This is a genomic window from Metaclostridioides mangenotii (assembly GCF_018917235.1).
GTDB lineage: Bacteria > Bacillota > Clostridia > Peptostreptococcales > Peptostreptococcaceae > Metaclostridioides.
Map to the genome: position 1 here is coordinate 227,192 of NZ_JAHLOF010000001.1, position 16,389 is coordinate 243,580.

Sequence of the window (16,389 nt, forward strand, 5' to 3'; positions counted from 1 at the left end):
GATCTATATTAGATCAAAAAAGGAGCTAATCTCAAAATTTGATTAAAATCTTATCAATTTTGAGACAGCTCCTTTGAACTATAATTTTAAGTAACTAAAAATAACAACAGTTTTTTAGGCATTTTTATTTAAAACAGTTTCTTTTAAATATTCATCTATAGATGCTGCTGCTTTTCTACCAGCGCCCATTGCAGATATAACTGTAGCAGCTCCTGTAACAATATCTCCACCTGCATATACACCATCAATTGACGTATGTCCAGATTCATCTGCAATTATACATTTTCTCTTGTTGATGTCTAATCCTTTAGTAGTAGAAGATATAAGTGGGTTTGGACTTGTACCAAGAGACATTATTACTGTATCTGCTTCAATTTCAAATTCAGATCCTTCTATCTCTATAGGTCTTCTTCTCCCAGAATCATCTGGCTCTCCTAATTCCATCTTAACAAGCACCATTCCTTTAACATTACCAGTTTCATCAACTAATATTTCTTTAGGATTAGTAAGAGTATGGAAAACTACTCCCTCTTCTTTAGCGTGATGAACTTCTTCTATTCTAGCTGGAAGTTCTTTTTCACTTCTTCTGTACACTATATAAGATTCAGATCCTAGTCTTAGTGCAGTTCTAGCTGCATCCATTGCAACGTTACCTCCACCTACAACTACAACTCTTTCCCCTGATCTTATAGGTGTATCGTAATCATCTTTATAAGCTTTCATTAGATTTACTCTAGTTAAATACTCATTAGCTGAAAATACTCCGTTTGCATTCTCACCTGGTATTCCCATAAATGAAGGTAGCCCTGCTCCAGATCCTATAAATATAGCATTGTAGCCTTCATCTTGTAATTCTTCTATCGTTATAGTTCTACCAACTATTACATTTGTCTCTAATTCAACGCCAAGTTTTTTGATGTTTTCTATTTCAGGTTGTACAACTCCGTTCTTTGGAAGTCTGAATTCAGGTATCCCGTATGTTAAAACTCCTCCTGGCTCATGCATCGCTTCAAATATCTTGACAGTGTATCCTTTTTTTGCTAAGTCTCCGGCACAAGCGAGACCAGCTGGGCCACTACCAATTACAGCTACTTTGGCGTCTTTTTTAGGCTCTGTTTCAGAAAGGTTTACATTATTTTCTCTCGACCAATCTGCTACAAATCTCTCTAATTTACCAATTGACACCGGTTCATTTTTTATTCCAACTACACAAACACCTTCACATTGTGACTCCTGTGGACAAACTCTACCACAAACTGCAGGTAATGAACTATTTTTTGCAATAGCCTTTGCAGCACCTTCGATATCTTTTTCTTTAACCTTTTGAATAAACCCTGGGATATCAACGCTAACTGGACATCCTTCTACACATCTAGGTTTTTTACAACCAAGACATCTTTGTGCCTCTTCAACGGCTTCTTCCATGTTGTATCCTAAGCAAACTTCATCAAAATTTGTAGCTCTAACCTTAGGATCCTGTTCTCTAACCGGTACTCTAACTTTTGCACTCATTACTTGTCACCTCCACACTCACAATTAGCATGGTGGCTGTTTCCACCATCTTCAGCTTTCAATGTTGCTTTTCCTTCTTGAGTCTTGTACATTTGTTGTCTTCTCATAGCTTCGTCAAAGTTAACTAAATGTCCATCAAACTCCGGTCCGTCTACACAAGCGAATTTGATTTCATCACCGATTCTAACTCTACATGCTCCACACATACCAGTTCCGTCTACCATTATTGTATTTAAACTTACTGTTGTTGGTATATTTAACTCTTTAGTTAATAAACATACAAACTTCATCATTATCATTGGCCCAATTGCTATTATATGATCGTATTTTTTCCCTTGATTTTCGACTAAATCTCTAATTAAATCTGGAATTCTACCATTAAATCCATAGCTTCCATCATCTGTTGCAACGTATACATTTTTAGCAACATTTTTCATATCGTCTTCTAATATAACTAAGTCTTTAGTTCTAGAACCTATTATAACGTCAACATCAAGTCCATTTTCTTTAAACCATTTAGCCTGTGGATATACTGGGGCTGAACCAACTCCTCCTGCTACAAATAGTATGTTTTGTTTCTTTAACTCATCTATATCTTCATGAACAAATTCACTTGGTTGACCTAATGGCCCTACAAAGTCCATAACATATTCATTTTCTTTATATTGAGCTAATTTTTTAGTTGATGATCCTACACTTTGGAAAACTATAGTTACAGTTCCTTTTTCACTGTCGTAATCAGCTATAGTAAGGGGAACTCTTTCACCTTTCTCATCAGTCTTGATTATGATAAATTGCCCGGGCTTAGCAGATTTTGCAACTCTTGGAGCTTCAATATCCATTAAGTAAATGTTGTCCGTTAGTTCTCTTTTGCTAACTATCTTGTAACTCATCTCTCAACTCTCCATTCTAAACTATATTTTTTAACTCACATCATAATAAATAACTTAAACAAAAAAATATAAATTAAGACATAAAGCTGTTAAGACTTTTTCAAATTAACTGTAGTGATCTCATAAGACTGATAAAATAAGTTAATTCTAGTTTTATGTCATGATCTTGTTTAATTAGAAATTTAACTATATACTCAACTATGATTATACTATATTTTTTTGTTTTTGTAATATAAAAATATATATTTACTTGGGACAAATTTTATACTAACATAGTTGTTAAGAAGGCTTTTGTCAAAAAGATTCTACTAAAATTGGAGGCGGTTATTTTGAAAAATATAATATCAGCTAAAAATCTAATCGACATTTTAGACAAAGATAACAATTTAGTTGTTATAGACTGTAGATTTGATTTAATAAATAGGACTTATGGAATTGACGCATACAAAAAAGGTCATATTCCAGGCAGTTTTATACTCGATCTTGATAAAGACTTGTCAAGACCAGCCCAGAAACATGGTGGCAAAAATCCTCTTCAAGACCCTTATATCTTAAAAGAAAAACTAGAAAAATTAGGTATAGATAACAATACCACAGTAGTTACATATGACGATGGCGATTTAAATGGAGCTTCTAGGCTTTTTTTTCAATTAAAACACCTAGGTCTTGAAAAAGTGTATGTTTTAGATGGAGGAGTTACAGCTTATGTTAAAAGTGGTGGTATATTAGAAACCAAGATAAATGAACCAAAGGACACTGGAAAAACTTTACAAATAAATGTTGAGGACAACTTAGTTGTACCTATGGAATATGTAAAATCTAAACTTTACAGCGATGAAACAGTTATCATAGATTGCCGCTCAAATGAAAGATATCAAGGTATTACAGAACCTGCATACGAAAAAGCGGGCCACATACCTAGTGCTAAAAACTATTTCTGCAAAAACCTCTTAAATGATAATTTAGAAAATGGATCACTTAAAGATATAAACTTCTTAAAAAAACATTTTGAAGAATTAAATAAATATAATGAGGTTATCCTGTCATGTGGTTCTGGAATATCTGCGTGTGTTGATAGTCTTGCCCTTAGAGAGTTAGGTATTCCACATAAAATCTATATAGGAAGCTTTAGCGACTGGATAAGTTATGAAGGAAACACAATAATGGTGGGCGAAGAATAGAGATTAAATTGTAATATTTAAAATAAAATAGCGGGATTTATACTGAAAATTTAACTACAACAACATGAAAATAAGGCTGTAATGTAGTTTACATTGACATTTAAATCCCGCTATTTATTACTATATAGATACCTAATTAAATTAATACACCGATACACATCCATCACATCTTGACTCTGTCCCGCACGCATAAGTTCCATGTTCTGTTTTAATTATTATCTGCCCTCTTCCCATATCTAAATTATCATGGATAACTTTTATATCATGACCTTTTTTCGCTAGATTGTTTACTGAATGTAACTCCATGTCGTGTTCAATTTCTATTTTTTTATCTTTTATCCACTGCCATCTAGGTGCATCTAGAGCGTCCTGAGGGTTTAATCTGAAATCTATCATATTACTTAATATCTGTATATGACCTTGAGGTTGCATAAATTTTCCCATTACACCAAATGCACCTATAGCCTCTGAATCCTTACTTAAAAAACCAGGAATTATAGTATGATATGGTTTTTTAAATGGCGCGACTACATTGTGATGTTTTGGGTTCAGACTAAAATTATTTCCTCTGTTGTGAAGCGCAATTCCTGTTCCTGGAATAACTATTCCAGAACCAAAATCCATATAGTTACTCTGTATATAAGAAACCATGTTTCCATCTTTATCTGCACTACATAGATAAACAGTGCCTCCACAAAAAGGATCTCCGAACTCAGGTTCTATAGCTCTATCAGTTATAGTTTCTCTTCTCTTATCAGCATATTTCTGATTTAATAAAACCTCAACATCTACTTTCATGTGGTTTATGTCAGTTACATAGTTTTTAACATCAGAAAACGCAAGTTTTAAACTTTCAATAGTTTTATGTAAATTTTCGCTATCTTCCCTATCGCCAACTAAATCAAAACCTTTTAATATATTAAGTGCCATCAAAACAGTTAGACCATGTCCATTTGGAGGTATTTCATGAACAGTATAGCCTCTATATTCAGTAGAAATAGGCTCAACCCATTCTGGATAAAACTTTTCTAAGTCTGTTTTTCTTAAAAAACCGTCGAACTTTTTAGAAAAAGTATCAATTTTATCGGCTATATCCCCTCTATAAAAACTTTCGGCATTTGTGTTTGCTATTTCTTCTAGTGTTCTAGCTTGGTCTTCACATTTGAAGACTTCACCTGCTACGGGTGCTCTTTTATCTATTGTGAATGTATCAAACCAAGGATCAAATTCTTCACCTTTAAATTCTTCTTTATATAATAAATAATCTTTTTGCCATATTTTTGCTACAGTAGGTGATACTACAAAACCATGTCTCGCATAATCAATCGCTGGTTTTAAACATTCCATCAAAGTTAGGTTTCCAAATTTCATATTTAATTGAACCCAAGCTGCCGGAACTCCTGGAACTGTAACTGGTTTTAATCCATACTTAGGCATCTCTGCTAAACCTTCAAAGCTCTCCAAGGTCATCATCTCTGGTGCAAAACCGCTGGAGTTAAGACCATATAGTCTTTTCTCTTTTTCTATCCAAACGAGAGCGTAAGCATCCCCTCCAATGCCATTATTTACAGGCTCAACTACTGCAGAGGCCGCTGCCGTTGCCACTGCTGCATCCACTGCATTTCCACCTTTTTTTAGTATTTCTAATCCTACTTGCGATGATAATGGTACTGAAGTGGCTACAGCGCCATTTTTACCAAAGACAACATTTCTTTTAGATTTGTACACATGATTATCTACACTAAACTTCATCAAACTATCCTCCCATTTATTTTAAATATATTAAGCTTAAATCAATTATATACTAAAAGAGAAGGGTTGTCTCTGATGCTATATCAGGCCCTTCTCTTAAAAATTAATCTTATTATATTTTAAAATCTTTTGTTTATGATACTTTCACTTAACAAGAAGCAATATCCTATTCGATAATTAATTTTTTAGCATATTTCAATGTTGCTAAATAGTACATCAAATAACCTAAGTAGTATACCAAAAGTGTTATTCCTACTGGTACTATTATAGAACTTGACACTATTTTTTGGGTTATTGTCATAGCAAATAGATTGTGTACAGTACCTATAATTAAAGGAAGTAAGAATATAATTCTTAACTGTTTAGCCAGTATTTTTTCAATATCTTTATCATTTGCCCCAATTTTTTTAAGCATTATATATCTCTCTTTATCATCATATATATCAGACAACTGTTTTAAGAAAATTATACTTCCAGTACAAAGCATAAATACTACTGCTAAGAATAAACCTATAAATACAGTTAATCCTAATGAATTATACATACCAATATATGCACCGTAGTATGATGAAAAATTAAAAGGAAAATCAGAAGTATAGCTTCCATCTACTAAATTATTTAGTTCAGTGGTTAATTTTTCTGAATCTGTTTGATTTTCTACATCTACAAGTCTTATATATCTTGCATCACCATCTTTTTCAAGTTTCTTAAACACACTATCTTTAACTACGGTCAAATATTCTGTTGTATTTTGATTTATCTTATTATCTTGAATTTCATCTAATATTTTAAATTTTAGTACTTTACTATTTTTTTCATTTAAAGATTTTAATTCAAAATCTTCTCCTTTTGCATTTTCATAAAACTTTTCAACAAAACTATTAGTTATAATTATTACTTGATCCTCTGAATTTAAACCTTTAAAATCATCTTGTTTATAATTCATAATAGCTCTAAAATCACTTTCTCTAATTACTTCAGAACTTCCTTCACTAACACTTGTCTCATTTTTATTTTTTCTTGTTTGTGTGTATTTTTGATTAAAGGTTAATAATTTAATCTTCTTATCGAAAATTACTTTGTTTTTATCTTCATGTTTTTGTAATATTTTATTTATTTTAGAATCTAGGTCTTCTTTAGTCACATTCATAACAAAACTATATTTATAATCTTCTTTCAAACTAGTGCTTATATTATAATATATAGAAGCAGTAAGTCCAAAAACGGTAGCGCTTACTGCAATTAGAATTGCAATTGTTGCTAGTATTCTGCTATTTTTTTGAACCTTATATCTTAGTTCTGAATACGCAACAAGATTTCTACCTTTATAGAAGTAGTTTTTGTTTTTGTTTATTATATTTATCAATAAGCTTACAGCTGAAGAAAAGAATAAAAATGTTCCTGGTATTACTGGTATTAGGATTAAAAACACTTGATTAAAATGTTCCTCAATAAATCTTCCAGTAGCCATATAATAAGCAATAATTATTAATATTATACCAGCTAGTCCCTTTATAGTTATCAGCTTACTATTTGATACTTTTTCTGGTTCCTTTTTAAAAAGATCAATAAGCTTTTTATTACGGATAACCAAGAAATTCCTTATGCCAATAATAATAAAAATAGCCAAAAAAACAACTATAGTTTGCAGCAATGCTTTAACACTAAAAGACATTTTTACAACAACCAACTGTTTCATAAGTTTTAGCAAAATCATTGTTATAAGTTTTGAAAATAAAAATCCAAAAACTACACCAATTGCTGTTGCAACAAATCCCATAATGATTGTTTCAAGTAAAAATATTTGTCCAATTTTATTTTTACGCATCCCCAGTAAACTGTAAGTTCCAATTTCTTGTGTTCTTCTGTTTATAAAAAATGAATTTGAATAATATATAAACAAAAATACAAATCCTGCTATAACTATGGATCCCGTATTCACTGCTACTGAGACCTTTACACCTGCACTATTTAACGCTTCATTATACTGTATTGATTTAAAACTAAAAAATATAAATACACAAAATACTATGGATACAAAGTACATTGTATAGTTTGAAATACTATTTTTTAAGTTTTTCAAAGATATATTATAAAGTTTCATTTTTATCTACCCCCACTAGTAACGCTGATGTATCCATAATTTTATGATAAAATTCATTTGTGCTATCACCTTTTACAAGTTCAGTAAATATAATACCATCTTTTATGAAAAGTATTCTATCACAGTAACTTGCACTTACAGGGTCGTGAGTTACCATCAGTATGGTAGTTTTATTTGTTTTATTTAAATTTGAAAATGATTGTAAAAGCTCTTTTGCAGACTTAGAGTCTAAAGCTCCTGTAGGTTCATCAGCAAGTATTAGCGAAGGTTTACCTGCTATAGCTCTGCACACAGCTCCTCTCTGTTTCTGGCCTCCTGAAACCTCACTAGGATATTTATTTAAGGTATCTTCAATATTAAGTGCTTTTGATACCTCTTTTACCCTGTTTTCCATTGTATTTACTTTTTCGTTTTGTAGAGCTAAAGGAAGCATAATGTTTTCTTTTATCGTAAGAGTCTCTAGTAAATTTGAATCTTGAAATACAAAACCTAGATGATCTCTTCTAAAATCCGCAATTTCGTTGCCGTTCATAGTATTTATATCTACGCCATCAATATAAACCTTGCCTGCTGTAGGTATATCTATAGTCGAAATTATATTTAATAAAGTTGACTTACCTGCGCCAGAGGCACCCATTATTCCAATAAATTCTCCCTCTTTAACAGTAAAACTTACTCCTTTTAGTGCTTCATATTTAGCACCTCTTTTTCCATATCCTTTTTTTATATCTTCTACAACTAAAATATCTCTCATAAATTCTTCCTCCAAAGTTAATTATAATAATATTATATATACCTATATAAAAATTAACCATTTATCTTTCTTAAAGTAATGTTACAATTATGTAAGATAGATAACATCATTCTAATATAAAAAATATTATTTGAAGTTTTTTTAATGAAAATTATATATGACACAACACTTCAAATAATTTTGGTTACAATAAAATTCGGAGGTAACAATGTTTAAAATAATGATAATAGAAGACGACTTAAAACTAAAAAGTAAAGTTGCAGAATCTTTAACTAAGTGGGGATACGAAGTATATCCGATCAATGACCTAGAAAATATTATAGATGAGTTTAAATCATTTGATCCCCACCTTGTACTACTAGACATTAATTTACCATTCTATGATGGTTTCCATTGGTGTAATGAAATTAGAAAATTTTCTAAAACACCAATTATATTTATATCTTCAAGGGATTCAAATATGGATATTATTATGGGCGTAAATCTAGGTGCAGATGATTATATACAAAAGCCTTTTTCAATAGATATACTTATAGCAAAAGTAAATGCACTTCTTAGAAGAACTTATAACTTTACTGATACTGATTCAAACAAAATAGTTCATAACGGTGCAACTCTAGATTTATCGACTGCTACTTTAGAGTACAAAGGTGGCACCATCGAACTTACAAAAAATGAGGTAAAAATACTTCATGAACTTATGAAATCAAAGGGGAAAATCGTCAGTAGAGATAAACTAATGAAAAAACTCTGGGATAGTGAGTGGTTTGTAGATGATAACACACTTACAGTAAACGTAAATAGAATTAGATCAAAATTAAAAGATATCGGTCTAGAAGAGTTTATAGAAACCAAGAGAGGTCTTGGCTACATTATAATGTAGAAAAATGTGGTGATAAAATGAATATATTAAACTTTTTGAAAGATAATTACAGTTTTTTTATCTACAATTTAGTGTTTATGTTTTTGATTGCACTTACACTAGTATTCTCGCCTATCGAGTACGCATTTTCAGACACTATAATGTATATTTTTATAATGGACGTAGCTCTGACTTTTACCTATTTATCTATTAGATATTTAAGAAAAAAAGTCTTTATTGATAAGTTAAATGATGGTATAGACAATAACAACTTTAGTGAACTTACGTTATTTAAAGCTAATGAAGAAGAAAAAGTCTATATAAATATGCTAAAAGATTATCATGAAAAGTGTGAAGATGTTCTTACTAGAAGTAATAAGGACTTAGATGAAAACAAAGATATGATCAATTTATGGGTTCACGATGTTAAGATACCGATATCTATTATAAAGCTGATTATAGAAGAAAATGAAGACGATCAATTTGAAGATGTACTAAACGATATAAATACAGAGGTTTTTAGAATAGAAAACGCGCTAGAGAGAGTATTGTATTTTTCTAGGTTAGATAGCTTCCATAAGGATTTTTTTATCCAGGATGTGAATATAGAGAGAGTTGTTAAAGATGTTATAAAAAAATATTCGACATATTTTATAAGAAAAAAAGTTATTCTAAAACTTGAAAACCTTGATTATACAGTCCTTTCAGATAAAAAGTGGCTTACTTTTATACTAGAACAAATTGTAGGAAATTCACTAAAGTATATTTCTTTAAGTAATGAGATATCTATTACTTGCAAAAAAACAAAAAATTATTTACAATTAAAGGTGGAAGATCATGGCTGTGGCATAAAAAAAGAGGATTTGTGTAGAATCTTTGACAAAGGTTTTACAGGTAACAACGGTAGATACAATGCCAAGTCTACAGGTCTTGGATTATATTTGGTAAAAGAATTATGTGAAAAATTAAAACACGATATTAAAGTCGAATCTGAGTATGGAAAATATACTAGATTTACTATTGAATTCAACGTCAACGTGTAATTCAACAAGTGTGGCTGGTAAATATTAAGGAGGAAAAAATGTCGTTTTTAAAAAAATTTAAAAATAGAAGATTGCAAATTTACCTAGGAATCGCAATTATTATTTGTATTTGCCTTGGAGTATTATCTTTTATTGATAAGAAAAAAAATGTTTCGGATATTCAAGAAAATATTACCGAAACTTACACTATTCCTGAGAGTGAAAAAATCTTTATAAATGGTTCAGTAGTTCCAAAGCAGTCAAAAGACTTTGATGTACCTGCTGGTGCAGAACTAAGTAGTGTAAGTGTACAAGATGGGCAAGAGGTTAGTAAAGGAGCTTTACTTTTCACAAGTAAAAATGAGTCTATTGTAACTCAGATAGATGGTTTAAAAAGTCAGGTAGAACAACTTAAAAAACAAAAGAAAAGTTTACCTAATACACCTGAAAATAGTGAAACAATTAAATCTTTAGACAGCGACATAAGCAGACTTAACAAAGAAATGTCTAGTCTAAATAGTAAAGCGTACATAAAAACTACAGCACCATTTGATGGTAAAGTTTATATAAATGACTCAGAATCTCAGACACAAGACTTAGAACAACCTATATCAGCTTCGTTTATGTCTTTAGAAAGCACTGAGTTATTTATGAAGGGACAAACTAGCGAACAAGATTTTCCTAAGCTACAAGTTGATCAGACTGTAGACATACTTGTCTTTTCTACTAATGAGACTCTATCTGGTAGAATAAGTGCTATCTCTGATAGACCTTCTACATCTGCAGGCGGCGTAAATTCACAACAAAGTTCTTCTTCTCTATCATATTACGATGTAAATATACAATTTGATAGTCAAGAAAAACTTGTCAATGGATTCCATCTTCAAGCATCAATAAAAGTTGAGAATTCTAGCTTTAAAATACCTGCATCTGCAGTACAAGAAGATAAAAAAGGAAATAAATATGTATTTAAAGATATTGACGGAATACTTAAAAAGCAAATAGTAGATGTGTCGACTCAAACTGAGGACTCTGCTGTTGTTAGAAGTGGACTTCAAGAAAATGATATTATTATTAAACTCCCTACAGAAGATATGAAAGAAGGCGATCCTATTCCAGGATTAGATGGAGCATCTGGAAATACTAAAGATGACGGTGAAATCAATAATCCATTTGAGGATCAACCAGTTCCTGATTCTGAAGAAGATTCTCAATCTGTAGGTTAGACAATGCTAATTTCATTAGAAAATATTCAAAAGTATTATAAAGTAGGGAAAGAAGAAATTCATGTATTAAAATCATTAAACTTACAAATAAAATCAGGTGAATTCGTAGTGATAATGGGAAAATCGGGTAGTGGTAAAACTACCCTTCTAAATATTCTAGGTTTTTTAGACAGATTTAATGAAGGACGTTATTTATTTGATGGTAAGGATGTCTCAAACTTAAATGAGAATCAACGTTCTGACTTCAGAAATAATAATATAGGTTTTATATTCCAGCAGTTCAATTTAATAGAAACCTTAAATATATATCAAAATGTGGAGTTACCTCTTACATACAAATCAGGTCTTAAAAAGGCTGATCGTGAAGCTATTGTGGAGGATAAATTAAGAGCGGTCGGACTCTTAGACAAAATAAAAATGAAACCACTCCAATTATCCGGTGGACAACAACAGCGTATTGCGATTGCTCGTTCACTAGTTAATGATCCACAAATAATATTCGCAGATGAACCTACAGGAGCGTTAGATAGTGAAACTAGTTCTGATATTATGGAACTTCTAAAAACACTAAACAAAAGAGGTAAAACTGTAATAATGGTTACACACGATCAAGATATGATTAAGTATGCTTCAAAAGTTATACGACTTAAAGATGGTGTTTTCATTTCAGAATCGGAGGTGTAATCGTGAATTTAATAAAGAACACACTTGCAAACTTGAAAGGGCATAAACTCCGTGTTGCTGTAGCTCTTTTATTTATTATAATAGGTGTCACATCTGTAATTGTTGTAAGTTCAGTTGGAAATGGTTTCGAAAAAGAAATAACTGATTCTGTAAATCTTGCAAACACTAAACAGACTGTAATTTATTTTGAACCAAATGACCAAAATATGGAGGATTTAACCGCTTTTTTAAAACCTTTTACGACTAGAGATTTAGAAGAGCTTTCATTTGTAGAGGGTGTTGAAAAACTATCACCTAGTAAAGGAATGTTTGATACTGGAGCATACTATAATGAAGCTACATTTGATAGGAAAACAACATCCATTGAAGTAAGTGCTATTAAAAAGGACACAAAAATAGATTTAGTAGCTGGAAGAAAAATAACTTTAGATGACGAAAGTAGAAAAGTTGTTCTAATAACACTTCAAAATGCAAATGATCTATTCGGAGACCCAGAGAGTGCTATAGGATCTGGAATTTCTATAGGCGGATCTATATTTGAGGTTATAGGTGTTATAGATGATAGCTCTAATCCAACAGAACAGAATCAACCAGTTGGATTTATGGGAGATATGCAATACCCAACAGCCATTACTCCTAAAAAGGCTTTTAATGATCTGATGAATGATGAAAACAACTTTAATTCAGATATTCAAATGGTAGATTTGAAGGTTACAGATGGGTATGATGTATTTGAAGTTGCAAATACAATAATTGAAAGATTATATGAATTACACCCAGATGTAAACGGATCTTATACTACTCCAGATCCAACAGAGCAAATGCAGGCATTAGAAAGTATTACTTCAAGTACTAACAAAATTGTGTCTTTCATAACAGTTGCCGCGATGTCTGTAGGTGGTATAGGTGTAATGAATATCATGTATGTTTCTGTAATGGAGAGACAGCGAGAAATTGGTATCAGAAGAGCTATTGGGGCAAAACCAAGATCTATTCTACTTCAATTTTTAACAGAAGCTATATTTATTACAGTAGTTGGAGGAATCTTAGGAATAATTACCGGCCTCATAGCTACAAAATATGTATCACCACGAATTGGCTTTGAGGTCATCCCAAGTTTCAATAGTATCATGTATGCTACACTGGCTACAATAATAACAGGGATTGTCTTTGGTATGATTCCAGCATATAAAGCATCAAAACTTGATCCAATTAAAGCTATTTACAAATAATTATAGTTAATGTAGTAACTTAAACAACTAAATGAATATATAAAATAAAAAGAAGTACATAAAGATTAAAATCTTATCTTTATGTACTTCTTTCTATTTATTTTCGTAAACTATTTTACCATTACATATCGTATACTCAACTTTTCCTTTTAAATTCCAATCAATAAAAGGAGTATTGCGAGCCTTCGATGCGAAATCACCAACTAGCCATTCTCTAGATGGATTAAAGATCACAATATCAGCTTTTTTACCTATCTCAATAGAACCGACTTCTAAATTATATAATTTTGCAGGATTTATAGTCATTTTTTGTAATAATTCCATAAGAGAAAGATGTCCTTCCTCTACTAGACTAGTTATTCCAAGTGAAAGAGATGTCTCAAGACCTATAATACCACTTGGAGCATCGATAAAGTCTCCTTCTTTTTCTTCTTTAGTATGAGGAGCATGATCTGTTGCTATGATTTCTATAGTACCATCTTTTAATCCTTCGATTATTTTTCTCCTGTCTTCTTTTGTTCTAAGTGGAGGATTCATCTTAGCATTAGTACCATATTTTATAACGCTCTCCTCTGTTAATGTAAAATGATGTGGCGTAGCTTCCGCAACCACATTTGCACCTAATTTTTTGGCCATTCTAACTGATTCTACTGATGCTCCAGAGCTTATATGTTGTATATTGACTTTTGCTCCTGTATAAAGTGCTAGCATACAATCTCTAGCTACCATTACATCTTCAGCAACTCTTGGAGCTCCTATGATTCCTAATTCTTCACCTACTACTCCACGGTTTATTCCTGTATTTTCAATTAATGAAGGATCTTCCTCATGAAAGCTTAATAGCACATCAAACTCCTTAGCCATATACATCGCATCCATTACTACTTTGCTATCCATAAGTGGAAGACCATCATCTGTAAAGCCTACTGCCCCTAAATTTTTAAGTTTTTTCATATCTACAAGATGTCTGCCAGAGAATGATTTAGTTATAGAGGCTGATTGTAAAACATTTATAGGTAGTGTTTTAGCTTTATATAATATATATTTAAGAGTCTCCTCATTGTCTACTATTGGCTTCGTATTTGCCATGCAAACTACTGTTGTAAATCCTCCTCTTGCAGCGGATTTAGCACCAGTTTGTAAATCCTCTTTACATGTATACCCTGGATCCCTAAAATGAACATGAACATCTATAAGTCCTGGTGCAACTACACATTCTTTTGCATTAATAATATTTTCGAATTCGCTCTCATCAAAAGATCCTATTTTATATATTTTATCATCTTTAATAATTATATCTAAATTAGCATCTACATTAGTTTTAGGGTCTATAAGTCTTCCATTTTTAATTAAAATCACACTGCATCCTCCTTGTCGTAAGTTCATTTTATTTTATTATACCATTTTTATAATCATACAATAAATATCTATAATTAAAAAAGCAGTATCTCCTGTAAAAAACAGGCGATACTGCAACTTAATCTAACTTAATTCTTCTTACTTTTCAAAATGTCTGTTTAGTAATCCTAAGAATGCTTTACCATGTCTAGCTTCATCTTTACACATTTCATGAACTGTATCATGTATAGCATCTAAACCTAACTCTTTAGCTCTCTTAGCTAATTTTAATTTTCCATCAGTAGCACCGTACTCAGCATCTACTCTAACTCTTAAGTTTTCTTTAGTATCAGCAACTACAACTTCTCCTAATAACTCTGCAAATTTAGCAGCATGCTCAGCTTCTTCAAAAGCTATTCTTTTGTAAGCTTCAGCTACTTCTGGATATCCTTCTCTATCCGCTTGTCTGCTCATAGCTAAGTACATACCAACTTCAGTACACTCTCCTGTAAAGTTAGCTCTTAATCCTTCAACTATTTCTTCGTCAACACCTTGAGCTACACCTATTCTGTGTTCGTCAGCCCAAACCATTTCACCTTTCATTTCTTCGAACTTATCAGCTCCTACTTTACATACTGGACATTGCTCTGGTGGAGTATCTCCTTCATGTATATAACCACAAACTGTACAAACCCATTTTTTCATGTTTATTTCCTCCTAAGATTAATCTTATATTTTTAAATTTTTATTAATTAAATATTTCTACATCATTATTAATACCCGAGATACAATATATTAAACATAAAAATTCAAAAATTTTAAATTTCTACCCTAAATTTAATTTTATTACAAAAATTACTATTTAGCAACTTCTATCGGAACTTCTTCTTCTTCTTCCAATAATTCAGTTTTTCCGATTTTCTTAATGAAGGATAATTTTGTTTCAGCGACGATTATAGCTATAAAAATAAGCACACTTCCAATTATTAATTTTGTTGTAAGAGCTTCGTGTAATACTATAACTGAGAATATTGTGCCAAACACAGCTTCAGTAGATAAAATTATAGCCGCCTTTGTTCCATCAACAACTTTTTGGCAAATAGTCTGCATAAAGAAACATATACTAGTACTAAATACAGCCAAAAATAAAACTCCCATATAGCCCTTAGGCTCTGCTGCAAATCCCCATTGGCCTGATCCTAATTGCACTACAGCAGATAGCGCAAACGCAACTGTAAATTGTATTGATGTAAGTACTATAGGACTACTGTACTTTACAAATTCACTAGTAAAGAAAATATGGAATGCAAATCCAAATGCGCATAACAAAGTAAGCATATCTCCAAAATTTAAAGTTAAATTAGACTCAAGTGAAAGTATACCAATTCCTACAAGCGCTATAAAACTACTTATTATACCGAACTTATCTAGTTTCCTTCTATATATTAAAAATCCTATAAATGGTACTATCACTACGTTCGCAGATGTAATAAACGCATTTTTAGATGGTGTTGTATGCATAAGACCTATAGTTTGTAAAGTAAATGCTACAAATAAAAATATACCTAACATAATTCCTGACTTCAATGCTTTCTTATCTATATTAGCTTTAATATGTTTAAAGAATATTACATTGATAAATAGTGCTGCTAAGAAAAATCTCATAGTTATAATTTGAAGTGGTGTAAGCCCACCATCAAGACCAAATTGAGTGGCTACATACCCGCACCCCCATACAATTGAAACTAATATTAATCCTAATTCTCCATAATATTTTTTCATATAGAATACCTCCTTTTTTATCGTTTTTTTGCAAAATTAAAACCCCC

14 protein-coding genes are annotated in these 16,389 nt (G+C 31.4%); 6 read left to right on the forward strand and 8 right to left on the reverse strand.

Going from position 1 to position 16,389, the window contains the following annotated elements; translation table 11 throughout:
* Positions 1–114: 114 nt before the first annotated feature.
* Together gltA and KQI18_RS01090 are read right to left on the reverse strand one after the other, a co-directional pair.
* A complete protein-coding gene (gltA, locus tag KQI18_RS01085) occupies positions 115–1,512 on the reverse strand; it encodes an NADPH-dependent glutamate synthase (RefSeq protein WP_216465648.1) in 1,398 nt (465 codons plus the stop codon).
* Positions 1,512–2,405 (reverse strand): sulfide/dihydroorotate dehydrogenase-like FAD/NAD-binding protein, encoded by an 894-nt coding sequence (locus tag KQI18_RS01090; protein WP_216465649.1) that lies wholly within the window; start codon positions 2,403–2,405, stop codon positions 1,512–1,514. Before KQI18_RS01090 ends, gltA begins: the two co-directional genes overlap by 1 nt.
* A 329-nt stretch (positions 2,406–2,734) precedes the next feature.
* On the opposite strand from KQI18_RS01090, the gene KQI18_RS01095 reads away from it, so the two are divergent.
* Entirely contained in the window at positions 2,735–3,586 is an 852-nt protein-coding gene (locus tag KQI18_RS01095; protein ID WP_216465650.1) for a sulfurtransferase, read from the forward strand.
* Positions 3,587–3,727: 141 nt separating this feature from the next.
* Here the strand turns inward: KQI18_RS01095 and KQI18_RS01100 are convergent, their stop codons facing one another.
* From KQI18_RS01100 to KQI18_RS01110, 3 genes are all read right to left on the reverse strand, one after another.
* Complete coding sequence (locus tag KQI18_RS01100; protein ID WP_216465651.1) at positions 3,728–5,338, reverse strand: gamma-glutamyltransferase family protein; 1,611 nt, start codon at positions 5,336–5,338, stop codon at positions 3,728–3,730.
* 166 nt (positions 5,339–5,504) lie between these two features.
* Positions 5,505–7,442 carry an ABC transporter permease gene (locus KQI18_RS01105; protein ID WP_216465652.1) on the reverse strand — a complete coding sequence of 646 codons (1,938 nt, stop codon included), beginning with the start codon at positions 7,440–7,442 and terminating at the stop codon, positions 5,505–5,507.
* Positions 7,429–8,196, reverse strand: coding sequence for an ABC transporter ATP-binding protein (locus tag KQI18_RS01110; protein ID WP_216465653.1), 768 nt, complete (start codon positions 8,194–8,196; stop codon positions 7,429–7,431). The genes KQI18_RS01105 and KQI18_RS01110 overlap by 14 nt, the downstream gene beginning before the upstream one ends.
* A gap of 208 nt (positions 8,197–8,404) precedes the next feature.
* Here KQI18_RS01110 and KQI18_RS01115 point away from each other — a divergent pair, with 208 nt between their 5' ends.
* Genes KQI18_RS01115 through KQI18_RS01135 form a run of 5 tightly spaced genes read left to right on the forward strand, consistent with a single transcriptional unit; the run spans position 8,405 to position 13,222 of the window.
* The gene (locus KQI18_RS01115) at positions 8,405–9,079 is read left to right on the forward strand and encodes a response regulator transcription factor (RefSeq protein WP_216465654.1); all 675 of its coding nucleotides are present in this window, start codon (positions 8,405–8,407) and stop codon (positions 9,077–9,079) included.
* A 17-nt stretch (positions 9,080–9,096) separates the two neighbouring features.
* Positions 9,097–10,101 carry an ATP-binding protein gene (locus tag KQI18_RS01120; protein WP_216465655.1) on the forward strand — a complete coding sequence of 335 codons (1,005 nt, stop codon included), beginning with the start codon at positions 9,097–9,099 and terminating at the stop codon, positions 10,099–10,101.
* A gap of 38 nt (positions 10,102–10,139) precedes the next feature.
* A complete protein-coding gene (locus tag KQI18_RS01125) occupies positions 10,140–11,306 on the forward strand; it encodes an efflux RND transporter periplasmic adaptor subunit (protein WP_216465656.1) in 1,167 nt (388 codons plus the stop codon).
* A 3-nt stretch (positions 11,307–11,309) separates the two neighbouring features.
* A complete protein-coding gene (locus tag KQI18_RS01130; protein WP_216465657.1) occupies positions 11,310–11,990 on the forward strand; it encodes an ABC transporter ATP-binding protein in 681 nt (226 codons plus the stop codon).
* Between the two features lie 2 nt (positions 11,991–11,992).
* Positions 11,993–13,222 (forward strand): ABC transporter permease, encoded by a 1,230-nt coding sequence (locus tag KQI18_RS01135; RefSeq protein WP_216465658.1) that lies wholly within the window; start codon positions 11,993–11,995, stop codon positions 13,220–13,222.
* Positions 13,223–13,315: 93 nt separating this feature from the next.
* On the opposite strand, the gene KQI18_RS01140 is transcribed toward KQI18_RS01135, so the two are convergent.
* From KQI18_RS01140 to KQI18_RS01150, 3 genes are all read right to left on the reverse strand, one after another.
* The gene (locus KQI18_RS01140) at positions 13,316–14,581 is read right to left on the reverse strand and encodes a dihydroorotase (protein WP_216465659.1); all 1,266 of its coding nucleotides are present in this window, start codon (positions 14,579–14,581) and stop codon (positions 13,316–13,318) included.
* A 138-nt stretch (positions 14,582–14,719) separates the two neighbouring features.
* A complete protein-coding gene (locus KQI18_RS01145; protein WP_216465660.1) occupies positions 14,720–15,265 on the reverse strand; it encodes an NADH peroxidase in 546 nt (181 codons plus the stop codon).
* A gap of 153 nt (positions 15,266–15,418) precedes the next feature.
* Positions 15,419–16,342 (reverse strand): DMT family transporter, encoded by a 924-nt coding sequence (locus tag KQI18_RS01150; protein ID WP_216465661.1) that lies wholly within the window; start codon positions 16,340–16,342, stop codon positions 15,419–15,421.
* Positions 16,343–16,389 lie beyond the last annotated feature (47 nt).

Coding starts and splice junctions, on each gene's coding strand:
- KQI18_RS01090 (WP_216465649.1), bottom strand. CDS start 2,405: ATGAGTTACAAGATAGTTAGCAAAAGAGAACTAACGGACAACATTTAC.
- KQI18_RS01120 (WP_216465655.1), top strand. CDS start 9,097: ATGAATATATTAAACTTTTTGAAAGATAATTACAGTTTTTTTATCTAC.
- gltA (WP_216465648.1), bottom strand. CDS start 1,512: ATGAGTGCAAAAGTTAGAGTACCGGTTAGAGAACAGGATCCTAAGGTT.
- KQI18_RS01130 (WP_216465657.1), top strand. CDS start 11,310: ATGCTAATTTCATTAGAAAATATTCAAAAGTATTATAAAGTAGGGAAA.
- KQI18_RS01145 (WP_216465660.1), bottom strand. CDS start 15,265: ATGAAAAAATGGGTTTGTACAGTTTGTGGTTATATACATGAAGGAGAT.
- KQI18_RS01150 (WP_216465661.1), bottom strand. CDS start 16,342: ATGAAAAAATATTATGGAGAATTAGGATTAATATTAGTTTCAATTGTA.
- KQI18_RS01115 (WP_216465654.1), top strand. CDS start 8,405: ATGTTTAAAATAATGATAATAGAAGACGACTTAAAACTAAAAAGTAAA.
- KQI18_RS01110 (WP_216465653.1), bottom strand. CDS start 8,196: ATGAGAGATATTTTAGTTGTAGAAGATATAAAAAAAGGATATGGAAAA.
- KQI18_RS01125 (WP_216465656.1), top strand. CDS start 10,140: ATGTCGTTTTTAAAAAAATTTAAAAATAGAAGATTGCAAATTTACCTA.
- KQI18_RS01105 (WP_216465652.1), bottom strand. CDS start 7,442: ATGAAACTTTATAATATATCTTTGAAAAACTTAAAAAATAGTATTTCA.
- KQI18_RS01100 (WP_216465651.1), bottom strand. CDS start 5,338: ATGAAGTTTAGTGTAGATAATCATGTGTACAAATCTAAAAGAAATGTT.